The following is an 18200-nucleotide window of genomic DNA, read 5'->3' on the forward strand; positions in this document are numbered from 1 at the left end:
GACCAGGTTATCTTCGAGCGCCTCGATCACGCCACTGCTGTCGAGGGCTTCGCGCAGCAACAATGCGCCGCTGTCGCTGGTGGTGCGGTGGCCGCTCAGCTCGACACGGACAGAGCCGTTGCATGAGAGCGTCCAGGTCGTTAGGGTTTCACCCATGGCGAGTGGTCCTCTTGAATCGTGTTCTGGCAGGAACATCCTGATTCTACAAGAGAAAACCACTCGCCATCTTCGTTTTCAGGTCGGCCTTATGAATAAGCCGGGGTTAAGAGTTTTTCAGTGGAGGCTGATGGCCTAGCCACCCCAGAAGTGTTTCTTTCGAAGGGTGATCGTCGGTTAGAGGATAACTATTACACTGTTATAATAGGAAATAATGGAACAGGAAAAAGTAGGTTTGTATCAAGCCTTGTTAGCGTTTTTAGAGGTTTTGATAAAAAAAGGAGAAGGGGGGTTGGGAAGGGTGAGTACTCATTAAGTTACTGGAAGAATGGCGATATTTATAAGTTTGAGAAAAAGGCGGGGAAGAGAGATGGAAAAAAAAGGACTGATCGCAGTCTTAATGCCGAAGAGCGTGAAGAGGTTTTAGAGAAGCCATCAAAGATTATAGCTGTTTCAAGTGCAATATCTGACAAGTTTCCTTTGGACGGCTTTCGCAGGAAAGGGTTTGAAGTCTCAAAAAAAGATAATATTTATGAATATCTTGGTCCAAGGAGCGTTATAGGCGCGTCTACAAGAGCTCTTATGGATAGAGCCATAACGGCATTGATCGGGAACATTGGTAATATTGAGTATAATGAAAGTTATAGGCATATTTTTAGTTATTTAGATTATGAGCCAGTTGTTAAGCTTTCTTATAGATTGGTCTGGCCAGGAGAGTTAAAAGGGATTTTGTCAGAGCCCACTGTGGATAGATTTGTCAAGGGGTTAAGTGATTATGCTTCTAGAAGAGAAAGCTTTCGAGGGCGAAGTATTTCTAAGGCTTTGGAGGTGTATTCAGCAGAATATTTGCAAGAGATTTCAGACACGTATATAAATATACTTTCTAATTCGGAAAAAGAAAGTTGGAGTAAGTTTTATTCTCTCATGATTAATTTTTCTCTTAAGAATGTGGAGAGAGAGAAAAGTAAGCTAGGAGATGAAGAGAAAAGGCTCTATACATTGCTAGAAGAGCTTCGGCGATTTGATTTGGTCAGAGGTCCGGAGGTTAGTTTATACAAGAAGAATGGAAGTGAGTTCGATTTTTCAGATGCCAGTTCGGGTGAAGCTAGTATTCTATCCTCTCTTATTGCATTAATACCAAGTGTCGAGGATGGATCTCTTTTGGTTATCGATGAGCCAGAAATTAGTCTTCATCCACGATGGCAATACCGATATGTAGAGCTGTTAGACAAGATCCTGAAAAGTAAAAAAGGATGCCACGTGGTGATAGCAACTCATTCCCACTTCATTGTGTCTGATCTCCCCTTGGAGAGATCTAGCGTGATACACTTCAAGGAAGGAAATGGGCGAGTTGTAGATGTTGATTATGTGGATGCGGAGACTAACGGCCTTTCAGCAGAAGATGTTCTTTTAAATATATTCGGGATGCCTTCAACCAGGAACTATTATCTTTCAGTTGAGCTTTCAAAAGCTCTTGAGATGGTTGCTTCTGGAAAGACTGATAATGAGCTTTTTTTTAACATTGTGAGAAGGCTTAAAGGTTATATTCCTTATATGAAAGATGTGGATCCTTTAAAAGATGCTCTTATAACATTGTCTTCTTTAGGGGGTGATTAAAGTGTGCAACAGGATAAACACTCCCTATCTTTTTTCCAAAGATGAGAAGAGGGTTGTTGAACTCCATTTCAGGAGTCATGAAGATTGGGGTAAAGGTGTTTTCGATGCATTAAAAGCAAATATAATACAAGACTTGAGGGAGAAGCAGAGTAATAAATGTTGTTACTGCAAGATGGAGCTTGGGTATGATATAAAGCAAGTCGATATAGATCATATTATCCCAAAATCAGTATACCCGAAGTTTACCTTCAATGAAAGGAACTTGGCACTTTCTTGTCCGCCATGCAATACGTATAAAGGCAAGAAAGATGTTTTGCATAAGGCTATAGTGAATTACCCTCGCAGCGGAAGAAACTTGAAAATTGTCCATGCTCATTTTGATAATTATTTTGAATGTATAAAAATACATGGGGTAGCTATCTATGAAGGTTTAAATAGCAAAGGGTGTGATACAATAAAAAAATGTAAGCTTTTTAGGTTAAAGTCAGTTATAGAAAAAACCAAGGCTGCCAAGGAAAAAGAGTCCCCGATTTCTGAGCTGGTTGAAAAGTTGAGGAATGCTTCCCCTCAGGAAAGAGAGCTTTTAAAAGATGCTATTAAAGATTTGGTGGGTATTTGATAACCTGATTCGTTTGGCGCGTCAAATATGGCATGATCTTGTTGAGGAAAACGAGCAAGGCAGTTCTGAATTTAATAGTGGTGGTGTAATGGCTCTTGGTATTTTCACACCCTGAGGCTTCTGTCGGGTCCCGGAGAAATCAATAACCGGGACCCGGCATACTATCCTATGTTAGGCGTCGTCGAACGTTGGCATCGTTGTCATGATGCATCGCTTCGCGTTCGTAAGTGTCTGCTAGCTCTAGTAAAAGGTTTGTGGCTACAAATGGATGGGTTGTCAGGATAGCTTCTCCCCACTTACGGTATTTTGCAGCGATATCCCGTTCTTGACTTCCACCCTCTCCTGGCATTCGAGTAGTAACTCCGCGTGAGTTATAAACACCGGTATGTGCGCCTCGCATCATAGGCTCGGACTGAATGTTCTCCATCACATGCCGAACTACCTTGCATGGCCATACACCATCTTCGCCAACAGATGCGCTTGACAGAAGTTTACCTATGCAAACATCGGCTATATCAGCGCGACTTAATTCCATGCAAGACTTGCGCACAGTCGAAATCCATTTCTCAAGACGCTCTGTTTGCAATTCACCAAGGTCGTCGTGTCCAGGGATGCGTTCGAGAGCCTCTAACAACTTATAGCCTCGTTCAGCTAAGTTGCTGATATTGTCTTGAGGAACTTGAAGGTCAATAGGGTCAGTTGCTCCGTCGCTGCGCTTGTACGTCCACACGATTGCTTGAACAAAAAACTCGGGGTGAGCTTCGACATACCGTTCAAGATTGGGTATGCTATTTCCGCCGTGGCTGCCCCAAGGGCGTGATAATATTTCCAGGTAAGAGAACTCTAATTCTGTCTTCTTCTCCAAGGTTAATTTTGAGCTTGCATTGAGATGCTCAAATGTTTTTTCAACAGAATAGTGCTCAAGCATGTATTGACCTGGCTTGTCATTACCGCCTTTCGCTACCTCAGTAAGTACCTGAAAAAGTGTTTCTTCACTTATCTTTTCAGGGTGAAGCCGTATGCATGAAAAAGCAGCGCGAGGCCGTCTGGCCTTCATTAGCCGGTCAACGCTTTCTCGGTTATCTTCTTCGGGATTATGAATCCAGTCTGGTGCTACTTCATCCCAATACTTGTCTTGAGCAGCTGTGTCTAGTTTGTCGACTAGATTCCAAGTGCCTTTGCCAAACGGTGCAAGCATAAGTAACTTTACTGTGTCATCATCGGAAAATTTTGATGATGCCTCTGTGATAACCTGTTCTCGCTTATTGTTGTCATTGAAAGTGCATAGTGCGCCTGCAATAAGACTTTTATGAGTGTGGTTGTCTTCTTGGTTCGTTAATATTGGTTTTGTAGCTAGTTGTATTAGAGTGCAAAGATTATCTAAAGAGAGTATAGAGGTTGCTGCAAGTCTACCTATTATCCATGAGGCTTTGCCTTGGCGAGCTATGTCTAGGAGGCCAGTAATGCCTCGGTCATGGTAAATCTCACGTAAAGCCTCTACCCTGAGTTTATGAATGCGTTCTTCGCGTTTATCGAAATCGACTGTCTCAATTTCTTCGATTTCGTCGGCGGACTCCTCAACCCAGGTTTCACAAAAAAGCCAAGCATGTCTACTAAGAAGATCGCTCGGTTCAAGCTCTGCGTAAATATTTTTAGCTGCAATCGCAAGATTCACCGAATTCGATCTTTTTTTAGCGCGCAAAGCTGCACGTCGAGAAAGTGTTGACATGCGAATTTTTTCTCGCAAGGTAGCTTTTTCAGCATCACTGGCCTGATCTCTAGCCCAAGTCTTAATCAATGACCAGATACGATCCTGATCGGAATTTGATAGGATGTGTAGTCTTTCGACAAGCTCACAGAGCATTGATAGTGAATACTCTTCCCATGTTAGTGCCATATCTATCATTTCGCGCACGAATGCGATAATTGGCTGTCTTGTCTGGAAAGGTTCTCCAAAGCCATAGCCGTCTGAACGCCACTTTGGTTTATGGCTGTAGTTACCTATCTGAGAATGATTTTCGAATTGAGCTATGCAGAGTTTCCAAGCAATATCAGGAAAACTCATAGCCAAGTTGTGCATGAGGCTAATACGAGTCTCATGACTCGCCGATGTTTGCGGCATCCAAGCTCGGAAAATTGATTCCAGAGAATTTATCGGCTTGTTTGTCCAATTGTCGTTTATTTCGACTTGAGCAAGGCGAGCAAGAATACGAGCAGCCCGAGGCAATGTCACAGGGTTCCATGAGAGACCTTCAAGTGCCCACAGTAAGCCGGTTCGGCTGGGGTGACTGAATGGGCCAGGACTCACGGGGCGTAATAGTCCAAAGACGGCCGGGTTGTCGGTCCTAAGGTCTCGTTCAAGAGTGGACAAGAACTCGTGAGGTGCTGCTTCTGCATAAGTTGGGAGGTCGCGATCATTCGCTTCAAGTATCCGTGTTGTCAATGGTGCTGGAAGAAGATCGCGTACTACCTTCAATGATTCTACCTCAGTGTCGATGCCAAGGCGGTTCTTAAAAAGGTGTTTGCCATGAACAGATAGAAGAACTAAGGTTTCCGAAATGCCTTCACGGAATGCGCCAGAGAACTCGCGTGTCTTATTGTGAAGAGAAGCCGCCCAGCGCTGATCTTCGGCGAGGTCCAAAGCTGGATCATCTTCACCGAGTACAAGTCGTGCTATATCAAAGTATCGGTTAAGATCTTCAGGCGTTATAATATTTGCAATGGCATACAGGAGGTCAATCTTAGATATTACACCGCGATAGATTCCAATCGACCAAACTGGAGTGTCGTTAAGTTGAGCTAGGTCTTGAAGCTCTTTTTCAAGCTCTGGGTAAGAATGGCTTTCAGATAAAAGCTCAAGGGCCAGCTGATCAGCCTCGTTAGTACTGTTCCATGCACCGACTAGCAGAAACGGTACAAGTCTTGTTGCAGTTACATGATCTTCTGACCATTCCGGGGTTCTTACCGCAGGAACATTCGCGAGTCGGCGGCGAAGGACAGTAAGTGAACGGCCTGATTCGTTGGCAAGTTTAGTGACTTCATCGCGACCCTTTCCCATTTCCTCTAAAGCTTGGTTGAACGTATCATAACTCGCTGGTTCGAGTACGATATGAGGATCGGCGTTCGTGGCATTGCGTGGATAAATGACTATCGAATGCATGGATGTGGCAAATGGAGCAAGTTCGCGCTCTACTTCACGACTATAAGCGACAGGGATAAAAGTTTGGGCTCCCTCCGCTAAACGCGGTAGGGTTCCTGTCTTGTCGAAGACCAGAACCTGATCGCGGTAAGAAGCTAGTTCTTCGCCGCCATGCTCACTAAGAAGTTGAGCTAGAAAAGCAAGGGCTTCTTCGGTTGAGTCTGCTGAAATAATGGTTGGACTATCGACAGGTTTGGAGAGGCGCGATAGCATGGTACGCTTGGCCGAGTCTATTGCTGATTTAAACAGCGCTTCTGCTAATGGGGGAGAAGACACATTCGCCCAGTCACTCCAGCACTTGTCAAGAGAGCGAACGTTCTTCGTCGGAAGATTAGTTTCATTAGCGAACCAGGCTTGTGCAGGCAACGATTGCTCGAGCCACTGCTCTAGGTCGCTTGCATCATATGCACGTATGTCTTTCCAGAGTCCTGTCGATCGCTTTTCGGTAACCCAATCGGTTTTCCCAGGCCACCGCCTTGGTGTAACGAATACAAATGTCGTGTTGGCTCGCTCCTTGTTTTCTATTGCTTTTACGCTCTTATCAAAGTCTTTGTTTGCCTTCTTCTTGACGTCATTATTAGTTCCAAATTCCCAGCCTGAATTACCTTGTGGTATCCAGGGGGAACCATGCTTTGCTTCGACTATACCATCCCAGCCAGGGCGTTCTGAGTCGTCGTTACCTGGGAAATCAACTCTTGTGATTTCGTTATTAGTTGAATGTGTTAACGTGCGCAAAAGTACTGATAGCTTAGCTCGTGCCTGAATGTTGTTAGAAGACCATTGCTCAATATCGTTTGCTTTAATAGAAAGGAAAGGGGGTACAAATGCTTTGGTGTTGGCAGGAGCACCCTTCGAAGATGCATGTTGCTCATCATACAGTGCCTGCATCTCCAGCAGATCTTTACTTGGATAGTTGAAAGACTTTTCTAGGCGCTTTGCCATGTCAGTTGATAGAGATGCTTTTCCATTAAGCAAGTTAGACAAGGCGGGACGACCAACGCCGATGATTTGCGCGGCTTTTGTGACAGACATTCCTGCGGGAATGACCTCTGCTCGGATGCGCTCTCCAGGATGAGGGATAGTCTTAGGCTCTTGCATGGTGTCTCCCAAGTATACTCGAAAGAGAAAGGCCTCTGTCTACCTGTGTGAATGTATCGTGTAGCGCTACACAATACAATCCGTCTCTTCTGAAGCTACATAATGCTCATGCATCGCCACCTCAGCAGTACACTTCCGGTACACACACCAGCTTCGTGTGCTATCCTCAATCTTCGCTAAGTTACTGATTCCAAACAACTGTACCTTTCGCTTGATTACGGTTGTTTTTCCTTTTGTGTCAGTAACTTATTGTTTTAAAAGCCAACTCATAATCCCCTAGTCTGATCCCAAAGGTTTCAGCCGACCAGTATCCTCCAGTCTTATCCTCCTCCAGCCAAGCCCTCATACTTCCCCTTGAAATACAACAATGGCCGCGCGGACCCCGCAACATCCAGATTCAGCCCCTTCACTTCCCCGATCACGATCAGGTGATCACCTGCGGGGTGCTCTGCGTGAATCTCGCAGTCGAGCCAGTGCAGGCTGTCATTGATGACCGGGTTGCCGAGAGGGGAGAGCTTCCAGTCGATGCCTTGCCATTTATCCGCACCACGCATGGCGAACTGGTTGGAGACATGGCTTTGCTCGCTGGAGAGAATGTTGACGGCGAAGCGCTCTGCCTGGCGTATCTTCGGGTAGCTGAAGGAACTGGCCTTGACGCTGAAGGAGACCAGAGGCGGGTTCATCGAGACGCTGTAGAACGACTGGCAGGTAAAGCCGATCGGCTCATCGTCGACCTGGGTGGTAATGATAGTGATGCCGGAGGCGAAGTGGCCGAGGGCTTTACGGAAACTGGCGGGGTCGATGGTGGTGTCAGCTTTGGTTTCAGTATCGGAGAGTGACATGGCAGGTCCTTCAATGGTGGGGAGGTGGTAACAATCAGCCGTGGGGGAGGGGCTGCAGCGATGGCGCGGGACTGGGTGCTGAGTGACAAGAGTGAGAGTGATGAAAAAATGGCCGTCGTGAATCCTTCACGATGGCCATTTTTGTTTGCGGCGGTATCAGACGCAGCTGCTGCCACTCTCGAGCACTATCGGCGGGCCAAATCGCTTTGGAACTAGCCTGGCGTTATCTGTCAATGCTGTGTATTGGCCCGCGCTTTATCTTGGCCAGTTCAGTGTTTCGCCAAGCGATCAGCGCTGCGCTTCGAGTTCCTTGCGCACGATGGCGGCGCCGGCGCTGAGTGCCTGCAGCTTGCCGCGGGCGACTTCACGGGAGAGCGGGGCCATGCCGCAGTTGGTGCAGGGGTAGAGCTTGTCGGCATCCACGAACTGCAGCGCCTTGCGCAGGGTCTCGGCGACTTCTTCCGGCGTCTCGATGGTGTTGTTGGCGACGTCGATGGCGCCAACCATGACCTTCTTGCCACGGATCAGCTCGATCAGCTCCATCGGCACGTGGGAGTTGTGGCATTCCAGCGAGACAATATCGATATTGGATTGCTGAAGCTTGGGGAAGGCTTCTTCATACTGACGCCACTCGGAGCCCAGGGTGTTCTTCCAGTCGGTGTTGGCCTTGATGCCGTAGCCGTAACAGATGTGGATGGCGGTCTCGCACTTGAGGCCTTCGATCGCACGCTCCAGCGTGGCGATGCCCCATTCATTCACTTCATCGAAGAACACGTTGAAGGCCGGTTCATCGAACTGGATGATGTCGACGCCTGCCGCTTCGAGCTCCTTGGCTTCCTCGTTGAGGATCTTGGCGAATTCCCACGCCAGCTTCTCGCGGCTCTTGTAATGGCCATCGAAGAGGGTGTCGACCATGGTCATCGGCCCCGGCAGTGCCCACTTGATCGGTTGATCGGTCTGCGAGCGCAGGAACTTGGCATCCTCGACGAACACCGGCTTCTGGCGGGAGACCGGGCCGACCACGGACGGCACGCTGGCCTCGTAGCGATCACGGATCTTGACGGTTTCGCGCTTCTCGAAATCCACGCCATTCAGGTGTTCTATGAAGGTGGTGACGAAGTGCTGACGCGATTGCTCGCCATCGCTGACGATGTCGATCCCGGCGTGTTGCTGCTCCTGCAGGGAGACGCGCAGGGCATCCTGCTTGCCCGCGATCAGTGCCTCACCTTCGAGTTTCCAGGGGGACCAGAGGACCTCCGGTTCGGCGAGCCAGGAAGGTTTCGGCAGGCTGCCAGCGGTGGAGGTCGGGAGTAATCTCGTCATGATGAATAACCTTGTCCTTGGAATGGTTCAGATAGCGGAAGTCGTTCGTCGGTCAGCGCGCTGTTTGCGGATCAGTGAGCTGACCGATGAGGGATTTATTGGTTGGCGGACCAGTTGGCGGACCACTGCTCGAGCAGGTTCTGGTAGGGCTTGATGAAGCTTTCTTCCACGAACTTGCCCTGCTCGATGGCGAGCTGGCTGCGCTCTTCGCGGTCGTACACGATGCGCGTCAGTGAGTGGTCCTGCTGCTTCAGGCTCGCCTGATAGGATTTGCCGGCCACGGAATTGGCGTTGTAGACCTCGGGACGATAGATCTTCTGGAAGGTGTCCATGGTGCTGATGGTGCTGATCAGTTCCAGATTGCTGTAATCGTTGAGCAGATCGCCGGTGTGGTAGAAGGCCAGCGGCGCAACGCTGCCCGGCGGCATGAAGTAGCGCACCTTCAGGCCCATCTTGTTGAAGTACGCATCGGTCAGGGAATCATCATCCTGGCGATATTCCACCCCGAGGATCGGGTGCACGTTCTCGGTCTGCTGGTAGGTCTTGGTGGTCGACACACTGATGCAGATGACCGGCGGCTTCTTGAAGCATTCCTTGTAGGCAGCAGAACCCACGAAGGCCCGGAACAGATTGCCGTGCAGTACGCCGAATTGCTCTGGCACGCTGAAGGAGTCCTTGCCCTTGTTGTGCTCCAGCAGGCGCACGCTGAAGTCATAATCGCGCACGTAAGACGAGAAGTTGTTGCCTGTCACGCCGTCAATGCGCTGATTCGTCTGGTGGTCGACGATGGTGGTCTGCAGGATCTCGATGATCGGCAGAGCATTGTCGGAACGCGCTGCATCGATGTTCAGCTCGACGGAGATGATGTCCAGCTCGACGGAGTAACGATCGCCCTTGGGGTTGTCCCAGTTGGCCAGCGCATTGAATCGGTTGTTGATCATGTTCAGCGTGCTGCGCAGGTTCTGCTGACGGCTTTCACCACGCGCCAGGTTGGCGAAATTGGTGGTCAGGCGGGTGTTTTCCGCCGGAACGTAGTTCTCGTCGAAGCGCAGACTGTTGATGCTGAAACCGAATTCGTTGCTCATGGCGTTCACCCTGATCCTGAGAGAGAAAATTCACTGTGTCGTCGACATCTTCCCGTGATCTTTCAGGCGTCTCGTGAGCGGGTTGCTCTCTGTGAGAACGCATCCATGCCGGGAGAGGCACGCTGCTCGCCATCACGTTCCGTGTGCTAGCTGTGAAGTGCAGCGTCATGGGAAGTCTTCATCAACGATCTGATGCAGGTGAGTATCTAGTGCCTGGTTCCATGAGACAAACTGGATTTTTTAATGTTCAAATTGAGTGAAATTCATGATGAGGGCGGGCGTCATTCCGGGCGCTGTGAAGGCCGGCGAATCGAGCGGGGATAGGCGGGCTCAGCAAGTGCACAATGTGAGCCGTAGAGACGTTGACGCGAGGAGTGGGTAAGAAGGGAAAGAGGGGGAAGAGGGAAAGAGGGGAAAGAATGAAAAAACACACACGCTGGCCCGAACTTCCGCTCGGGCCAGCGTGTGTAGTAAGCACCTGACGCTTCAGAGCACGACATCCTCATGCACTCTTCATGCCCTTAACACTCGGCCATGAAGATGCAGCTGGTTCATGAGGCGAGCGGTTGATGATTGGGCGCCACCAGGCCATGGCGGCGCATGCGGCGGTAGATAGTGGGCCGCGAGACGCCGAGTTGGCGGGCGACCTGGCTGATGTTCCAGTCCGTGTGGCGCAACAGTTCGAGCAGTTCGTTGGCGTCCGCATCAGTCCCCGCATCAGCCCCTGCAGACGCGGGCGCTGGAGAGGCCGGGTTCGAGGAAGCGCCGGATGCGAAGGGGGAGGCAGCGGCAAGCGGACTGGCAGCCCCGCGGGTGCTGCCGGTGTGGGTCTGGCAGACCTCCGGCAGATCATGCAGGGTGATTTCATCGCCTTCCGCGGTGGCCATCGCGAAGGCAATCGCATTGCGCAGTTGGCGGATATTGCCCGGCCAGTGATGACTCAGCAGCGCACTGATGGCATCGGCGCGCAGGTGGAGTGACTGTTCGCGTTCGGCTTGCAGTTCCGCATGCAGCTTGCGAATGAGGTAGTGACGGTCGGCGCGCTCACGCAGTGCAGGTAGCAGGAGTTCGGCGCCGTTGAGTCGGTAGTAGAGGTCTTCGCGGAATTGCCCGCTGGCGATCAGCTCCGTGACATCACGATGCGTGGCAGTGATAACGCGAATATCCACCTTGATGGGCGTCTCGGCCCCCAGTGGCGACACCTCCCGTTCGGCGAGCACGCGCAGTAGACGCGACTGGAGCGGCAGCGGCATGTCACCGATCTCATCCAGAAACAGCGTGCCGCCGTCTGCCTGTTGGATCAGGCCGCGCATGCCCTTGGGCCTTCCTCCCGTGAACGCGCCCGGCAGATAGCCGAAGAGTTCACTTTCAATCAGCGATTCCGGGATGGCGGCGCAGTTCACCGCCACGAAGGGCGACTTGGCGCGTGGCCCGCTGTCATGCAGTGCTCGCGCCAACACTTCCTTGCCGGTACCCGTCTCGCCACGAATCAGGATGCTCACGTTTTCATGGCGCATGCGGCGCGCCAGCTTGAGCAGCCGGTGCATGGAAGGGTCATCTCCCGCGAGCTGGTCCAGCTCGGGCACCGGGTCATCCTGCTGACTGACAGTGGGGAGGGCCCGCACCGGATAACCGCGTGGCTCGATCAGCGTCACGAAGACGATGGCGTCATCCGCCCGCAGACGGAAGGCGCGAATCTGATCCCGGCTGGCGTGCGGAATGCTCAACAGCTCATTGAGCTCCCCATCGAACAGCTGCGTGACGGCGGGCAGGGTGGAGACCGTCCACGGCGGCCAGCGCGCCAGATGCGCATCGATCAGGCGCCGGCCTTCGTGGTTGGCGGCGATCACCTTGCCATCTTCCTGAATGGCAAACAGGCCACGACCATTCAGGTGTACGAATTCCCGCGCGGTATCGAAGCGCAGGATCAGGCAATCCCGATAGCGATGCAGGAAGTAGGCATCCTCGATCATGCGGGCATGCAGGGTGACGAGGGAGAGCGCAAAGGTCTGGCTCTCCTGCGGGCGGGGCGACTTCAGCGCCGAGATGTCGAGGGCGGCGATCACACGGCCCTGGGGATCGGTGATGGGGGCTGCGGTGCAGGTCAGGTCGATGTGGGTGGCATCGAAGTGCTCACGCTGATGGCAGGTGACGGCTGCGCCATCGTGCAGACAGGTGCCCGCCGCCGAGGTGCCGGCATAGCGCTCGTTCCAGTCCGAGCCGAGATAGAGGCCCGCGCGCCGCAGCTCACTCAACTGATCACGCTGACCGCGAAAATCCACCGCGATGCCGCGTTGATCGGTGAGGATCAGCGCATAGCCATGTTGTGCGATCTGACTATAGAGCCGCTCCACCCCGGCACGCGCCACATGCAACAGCTCATCCGCCGATTCCTGATGATCGCGCAGCGCCTGCTGGGTGAGAACGCGGACCGGGCGAGGGCGGCTAGGGTCCAGCTGATATTCCTCCAGACAGCGCTGCCAGGAACGACGGATGACGTCGCGCTGCGTCTCAGGGAAGACGTCGCGGCCTTCGCCCAGCTGCATCAGGGTCTGGATATGCTGCCGCTTGTCGGGCTGCATCGTTTCGAGTTGGCGGATCATGGCTGCCTCGGCGCTGGCCGTCTCGGGACGGCTCTTTTGATAGTGGCTACGGCTCTTTTGATTGTGGCTATGGCTCTTGTGCCGGTGGCGATGGCAATCGCAATTGTCACAACAGCGTCCATAGCAAAAGCGGCGTGTGCTCCTTCAAGCGTATGCGGTGTGACGGGAGCGTCAATCACCCTGTCCTGCATCCTTGGTCGGGGCGTTACAGGTGTAACGCCCCGTGTCAGGCGTACAGCGTACAGTTGTCACGAGGAAGGTGGAGAGCCCGGCGAGGCGAGGAGGGTGGTGATTCGGTAGTGGCGAATTTTTGTCATTCACGACAAGTGCTTACGAGCTTTGTCAGTCGTGCATGACGAAGCTGGCATGCTTGATGCCTTGTATGGAAGGCGTGACTACAACATCCAATAACACGCGGAGAGACGCCATGACCGCACGCACGCCAACTCAGATTGCTCAGCAATGGCTCGATGATTTCGAGTCCTCCCTGACTCAGCGCGATATCGCCCGGGTTCTCTCGTTGTTTGGCGAGGAATGCTACTGGCGCGATTTGATCGCCTTCACCTGGAATCTCAAGACGTCGGAGGGCAAGGACGAGATCCAGTCGATGCTCGCGGCGACCCTCGAGCATGTCGCTCCCTCTCGCTGGCAGCTGGATGGCGAGGCCAGTGAGGCCGGCGGCATCGTCGAGGCCTGGTTCACCTTCGAGACCGCCGATGCACGCGGCAAGGGCTTGTTGCGCCTGAAGGAAGGGCGCTGCTGGACGCTGTTGACCGCCATGCGCGAACTCAAGGAATTTCCCGAGCCGCTGGGCATGCAGCGCCCCAAGGGCGCCGAGCATGGTGCCAACAAGCAGCGTGAGACCTGGCTTGAGTCGCGTCAGCGCGAAGAGGCCGAGCTGGGCTACGAGCGCCAGCCGTATTGCGTGATCATCGGTGGCGGTCAGGGCGGCATCGGGTTGGCCGCGCGGCTCAGACAGATGGATGTGCCAACCATCGTGATCGACAAGAATCCGCGTGCGGGCGATGCCTGGCGCAATCGCTACAAGTCCCTGTGTCTGCACGATCCGGTGTGGTACGACCACATGCCCTACATCCCCTTCCCGGCAAACTGGCCGGTGTTCGCGCCCAAGGACAAGGTCGCGGACTGGCTGGAGATGTACACCAAGATCATGGAGCTCAATTACTGGAACTCCACGGCCTGCGAGAGTGCGCACTTCGATGAGGCGAGCGGCGAGTGGGTGGTCGAGGTGGTACGCGACGGCAAGCCCGTGACCCTGCGGCCCAAGCAGCTGGTGCTGGCCACGGGCATGTCGGGCATGCCCAACGTGCCACACTTCCCGGGGGCCGAGACCTTCGAAGGCGAGCAGCAGCACTCCAGCCAGCACCCGGGGCCGGATGCCTATCGTGGCAAGAAGGTGGTCGTGGTGGGCGCCAACAATTCCGCTCACGATATCTGCGCCGCGCTGTGGGAGCACGATGCAGATGTGACCATGCTGCAGCGCTCCTCCACGCATGTGGTGAAGTCCAACTCGCTGATGGAAGAGGCGCTGGGGCCGCTCTATTCCGAGCAGGCGGTGCAAAACGGCATCGATCACCACAAGGCGGACCTGATCTTTGCCTCGATTCCCTACCGGATACTGCCTGACTTCCAGCGCCCGATCTTCGAGGCGATCCGCAAGCGCGACGCCGACTACTACCGTCGGCTGGAGGCGGCAGGCTTCCTGCTCGATTTCGGCGATGACGACTCGGGCCTGTTCCTGAAATACCTGCGCCGCGGCTCCGGCTACTACATCGATGTGGGCGCCTGTGATCTGGTCGCCAATGGTGACATCAAGCTGCGCAGTGGCGTCGGCATCGAGCGCATCAATCCGCGCTCGGTCATCTTGACCGATGGCTCGGAATTGCCCGCTGATCTGATCGTCTATGCCACCGGCTACGGCTCGATGAATGGCTGGGCGGCACGCATCATCTCGCAGGACGTCGCCGACAAGGTCGGCAAATGCTGGGGCATGGGCTCCGATACGCTCAAGGACCCCGGGCCCTGGGAGGGCGAGCTGCGCAACATGTGGAAGCCGACCCAGCAGCAGGCGTTATGGTTCCACGGCGGCAACCTGCACCAGTCCCGCCACTATTCCCAGTATCTGGCGCTGCAGCTCAAGGCGCGGCTCGAGGGTATCCCGACGCCGGTCTACGGCCTTCAGGAAGTCCACCACCTGAGCTGAGGCCAGTGGCGCTGGACCGTGTGCCAGCGTCATGGCAGCAGCGCAGCATTTGCAGATTTCAGTGAGAGATTCAGGAGACGACTCATGCAACTGAACGACAAGATTGCACTGGTGACAGGTGGTGGGCGCGGTATTGGCCAGGGGATCGCGCTGGCATTGGCCAAGGCGGGCGCGGATGTCGTGGTGGCGGATCTGGATCTCGCCATCGCCCGCGAGACGGCGGCAAAAGTGGAGGCACTGGGTAGACGGTGTCTGGCGCTACAGGTCGATGTCGCGGATGCGGCGTCCGTGCGGCGCTTGATTGAAGAGGCAGAGGTCGGACTCGGCCCGCTCGATATCGCCGTCAACAATGCCGGCATCATCGGCATCCATTCCATCGATGCGCTGACGGTGGAGGAGTGGGACCGCGTCATGAACGTCAATGCGCGAGGTACCTTCTTGTGTACTCAGGCCGAGGTCGCCGTGATGCGCTCACGCCGCGTCGGGCGGATCATCAACGTGGCCTCGATGGCCGGCAAGGTCGGCTTTCCTGATCTGTCGCACTACTGTGCCTCGAAGTTCGCGGTCATCGGCTTTACCAATGCCGTCGCCAAGGAAGTGGCAGCGGAAGGCATCACCGTCAACGCGATCTGCCCGGGCGTGGTGGGCACCGGCATGTGGCGGGGCGAGAGTGGGCTCTCGGCACGCTGGAGTCAGGAAGGCGAAAGCGAGCCCGCTGCATGGGAGCGCCTGCAGAAGAGCCTGCTGCCCCAGGGAGTCGCCCAGACACCTGAGGACATGGGGCAGCTGGTGGTCTACCTCGCCCAGGCCGAACACGTGACAGGGCAGGCCATCGCCGTCGATGGTGGCTTCACGCTGTAAGCTAGCGCTGATCATGGTTCGATACATGATGACAGCACGAGACAGGCCACCTTCGCTAATGGAAGGCGGCCTGATTGTCGTGACGGCTCCTGACTTCTGTCACTTGAAGGCTTTATGACCCTCGCTCATGGGGCGGTCTACTCTGCAACCGCGTAGGCTCATGCGGTTATCTGTCAGCGTGTTAGTGCCCCCGTAGTACGTCATCGCTCAAGCACTTAGGGCGAATCGAGCAGGTGCGTACCAGAGGGTCGAGTGATCAAACGTCAAGGGATCAGGCGGCGTTCCTTCATGGCCTCAAGGTGCTGAATGAGACTCTGGGGTGAGTGGCGACACATTTCTGCAAAGCCGGCTTGGCGAGCCTTCGTCAAATCAAAGACAGCGTCCTCTTCGACATGGAAGATGAAATCTCCGAAGCCACCTTGGGCAATCTTGTCGATATCTGTCTCGGCAAGTCCTTGGCGCTCTGCAAGCGTCTTCCAAGTGCCTGACACGGCAGCGAGACGTGTCTCCAACGAAATAGGTTGAGGCTCGCCGGTCTCAAGCCCAAACCAGTTGGCGATCTCTGGCCAGACGTGGCGCCACCGAATCTGATCACCATTGGTGACGTTATAGGGCCCTTGCTGGTTCTCTGCGATGGCCCACAGGGCGGCTTTGCCCACCAGATCGGCATCGCAGATGTTCAGCAAGATATCGTAGGCACGCGCCGTACCGGGAAATTGCATGGCAACACCGAGCTCCCGGCAAAGCGTGCCATAGAGACCGATAAGGTTACCGAGGTTCATGGCTGAACCCAGGGAATGGCCTATCACGATGTCGGGACGCAATGCGGTCCAACGAATTCCCTTGCCTTCGAGTTCGCGAGCCAGATCTTCATGCTCGAAATACAGGTTGGGGGGGAAATGCCGGCTGTCCTCTTCTCGAGCCGGTGTTTTGTAGACCCCGAGGTGAGCACCGTAGACCTTCCCGCCCTGTACGAAGACCTGGTGCTCGATTGACGCTTGGGATTCTTCAAGCACCTGGAAGAGGTGCCGCATCATGTCGCCATTCTGTTGTGCTTCAGTGGCAGGGTCCGGATCCGGTTTCAAGGCGGCGTAAAATACGTGCGTCACGCTGCTCAGTACATCACTTGCATCTCGCAAAGAGGCAATATCCAAGAGATCGGCGCTGATGTGGTGTCCGCTTCCCGGACCCTCTGAGGAGCGAGAGAGTGTCGTGACTCGCCATCCTGCCTCTTCAAAGGCCAATGTTGCTGCACGGCCGATGACGCCACTGGCACCAGCGACTAATAGGTGATGTTGGCTCATGAGACTCTCCTGTCCTGTGGCGCATGATCATGGGAGGGGTCGCCCATGACGTCGGCCCTGACAGTGGCATTGTTTGTTTTGCTAATAAATGCTCGACTGATGAATTCATCCTTCACTATATGGTGAATAATGGATCGCTTGGCGTTAATGAAACTTTTTGTGGATATCTGTGAGCGTGGGTCAATGGCGGCGGTGGCCCGTCAGCGAGGCCAGTCCCCGTCATTGGTCACCCAAGCCTTACAGAAGCTTGAGCAGCAGGTCGGGGCCAAGCTTATCGTCAGAACAACGCGTGCCATGCATTTGACGGCGGAAGGCGAACAATTTCGAGACGACAGCGAAAGGATCCTGGCCGAGTATGACAAGGCTCTTGAGCGGATCTCGGGCACAGGGTCGCTGAGTGGCACCATCAGGCTGACGGCGACCAATGATTTTGGCCGCACGCGCCTACCACGGCTGATCGATCAGTTCCTGATACAGCACCCGGAAGTAAAATTTGAACTCGTGCTATCCGATGGAGTGTTGGACCTGGTCGATGAACGATTTGATCTGGCCATTCGTCATGGGCCGATGGCGGACTCAAGCTTGACGTCACGACGTCTCGTCAGTACCCATCGTGTTGTGTGTGCGGCATCTGCTTATTGGCAGGACGCAGGGCGCCCCCAACACCCATAAGAGCTGTCATCCCACCAGTGCATGGTGCTCGCTCGCCCAGGAGCGCCCCAGAACCATTGGGAGTTCCAGGAGGCAGGGCAGGTATTTTCCGTGACGGTGGCGGGGAACCGAATGGCCAGCGATGGTGGCGCGTTGCGCGAGTGGGCGATCGCAGGGGCTGGAGTGATATTTAAATCGATGGTGGATGTGGCAGAGGATATTGAGGTCGGACGACTGGAAGTTGTGCTGAATGACTATCGGATTCCTGAAGTGAATCTGTACGCCGTGTTTCCGGAAGGCAGATATGCAAGTCGACGGATCAGTACCTTCATCGAATTTCTTCACGACAAGCTTGGCAGTGAGAGAGAGGCCTCACACTGCCAGAGTCGTGCATCCAGCTCTCGCGCTTGAGGGCTGCCGGGGAGTGGCAAGGGCAAAGAACGACCCACATCATGTCTATGGCAGGCTGGGCCTCGGATGGCCAATCCGGTTGTAGTGGTCAAGTGTTTTTGGCCACCGAGCTTTGAGCATTCCAGTAGTTCTTTTCTGCCAAGTTCGGCGGTATCCCATCGTTATGCTTGTGCGGCCTGAGGCTGCTGTAGTAACCGATCATATAAT

10 protein-coding genes and 2 pseudogenes are annotated in these 18200 nt (G+C 54.0%); 5 read left to right on the top strand and 7 right to left on the bottom strand.

The annotated features are described in order from the left end of the window. A pseudogene (locus MKZ40_RS16625) lies at window positions 1-195 on the bottom strand (IS1380 family transposase); the annotation flags it as partial. A gap of 81 nt (window positions 196-276) precedes the next feature. Here MKZ40_RS16625 and MKZ40_RS16630 point away from each other — a divergent pair. Next, window positions 277-1773 (top strand): AAA family ATPase, encoded by a 1497-nt coding sequence (locus tag MKZ40_RS16630; protein ID WP_175090772.1) that lies wholly within the window; start codon window positions 277-279, stop codon window positions 1771-1773. 1 nt (window position 1774) lies between these two features. Continuing rightward, complete coding sequence (locus MKZ40_RS16635; protein ID WP_175090773.1) at window positions 1775-2392, top strand: HNH endonuclease; 618 nt, start codon at window positions 1775-1777, stop codon at window positions 2390-2392. A gap of 166 nt (window positions 2393-2558) precedes the next feature. Here the strand turns inward: MKZ40_RS16635 and MKZ40_RS16640 are convergent, their stop codons facing one another. From MKZ40_RS16640 to MKZ40_RS16660, 5 genes are all read right to left on the bottom strand, one after another. After that, on the bottom strand, window positions 2559-6689 hold the full coding sequence (locus MKZ40_RS16640) for a HigA family addiction module antitoxin (protein ID WP_175090774.1): 4131 nt from the start codon (window positions 6687-6689) through the stop codon (window positions 2559-2561). Between the two features lie 320 nt (window positions 6690-7009). After that, window positions 7010-7531 (bottom strand): flavin reductase family protein, encoded by a 522-nt coding sequence (locus tag MKZ40_RS16645; RefSeq protein ID WP_175090775.1) that lies wholly within the window; start codon window positions 7529-7531, stop codon window positions 7010-7012. Between the two features lie 288 nt (window positions 7532-7819). After that, complete coding sequence (locus tag MKZ40_RS16650; protein ID WP_054555785.1) at window positions 7820-8854, bottom strand: methionine synthase; 1035 nt, start codon at window positions 8852-8854, stop codon at window positions 7820-7822. Between the two features lie 95 nt (window positions 8855-8949). Beyond that, complete coding sequence (locus tag MKZ40_RS16655; RefSeq protein ID WP_175090776.1) at window positions 8950-9939, bottom strand: DUF1852 domain-containing protein; 990 nt, start codon at window positions 9937-9939, stop codon at window positions 8950-8952. A gap of 551 nt (window positions 9940-10490) precedes the next feature. Then, on the bottom strand, window positions 10491-12542 hold the full coding sequence (locus tag MKZ40_RS16660) for a sigma-54-dependent Fis family transcriptional regulator (RefSeq protein WP_254627234.1): 2052 nt from the start codon (window positions 12540-12542) through the stop codon (window positions 10491-10493). Between the two features lie 427 nt (window positions 12543-12969). Here MKZ40_RS16660 and MKZ40_RS16665 point away from each other — a divergent pair, with 427 nt between their 5' ends. Continuing rightward, entirely contained in the window at window positions 12970-14766 is a 1797-nt protein-coding gene (locus MKZ40_RS16665; RefSeq protein ID WP_175090777.1) for an NAD(P)/FAD-dependent oxidoreductase, read from the top strand. 84 nt (window positions 14767-14850) lie between these two features. Then, entirely contained in the window at window positions 14851-15627 is a 777-nt protein-coding gene (locus MKZ40_RS16670; RefSeq protein WP_043336843.1) for an SDR family NAD(P)-dependent oxidoreductase, read from the top strand. Between the two features lie 263 nt (window positions 15628-15890). On the opposite strand, the gene MKZ40_RS16675 is transcribed toward MKZ40_RS16670, so the two are convergent. After that, entirely contained in the window at window positions 15891-16931 is a 1041-nt protein-coding gene (locus MKZ40_RS16675) for an SDR family oxidoreductase (RefSeq protein WP_024952471.1), read from the bottom strand. Between the two features lie 147 nt (window positions 16932-17078). Here MKZ40_RS16675 and MKZ40_RS16680 point away from each other — a divergent pair. Beyond that, window positions 17079-17993, top strand: a pseudogene (locus MKZ40_RS16680) (LysR substrate-binding domain-containing protein). The last annotated feature ends 207 nt before the right edge of the window (window positions 17994-18200 follow it).

Source organism: Cobetia sp. BMC6, assembly GCF_029991385.1.
In the GTDB taxonomy this organism is placed as follows: domain Bacteria; phylum Pseudomonadota; class Gammaproteobacteria; order Pseudomonadales; family Halomonadaceae; genus Cobetia.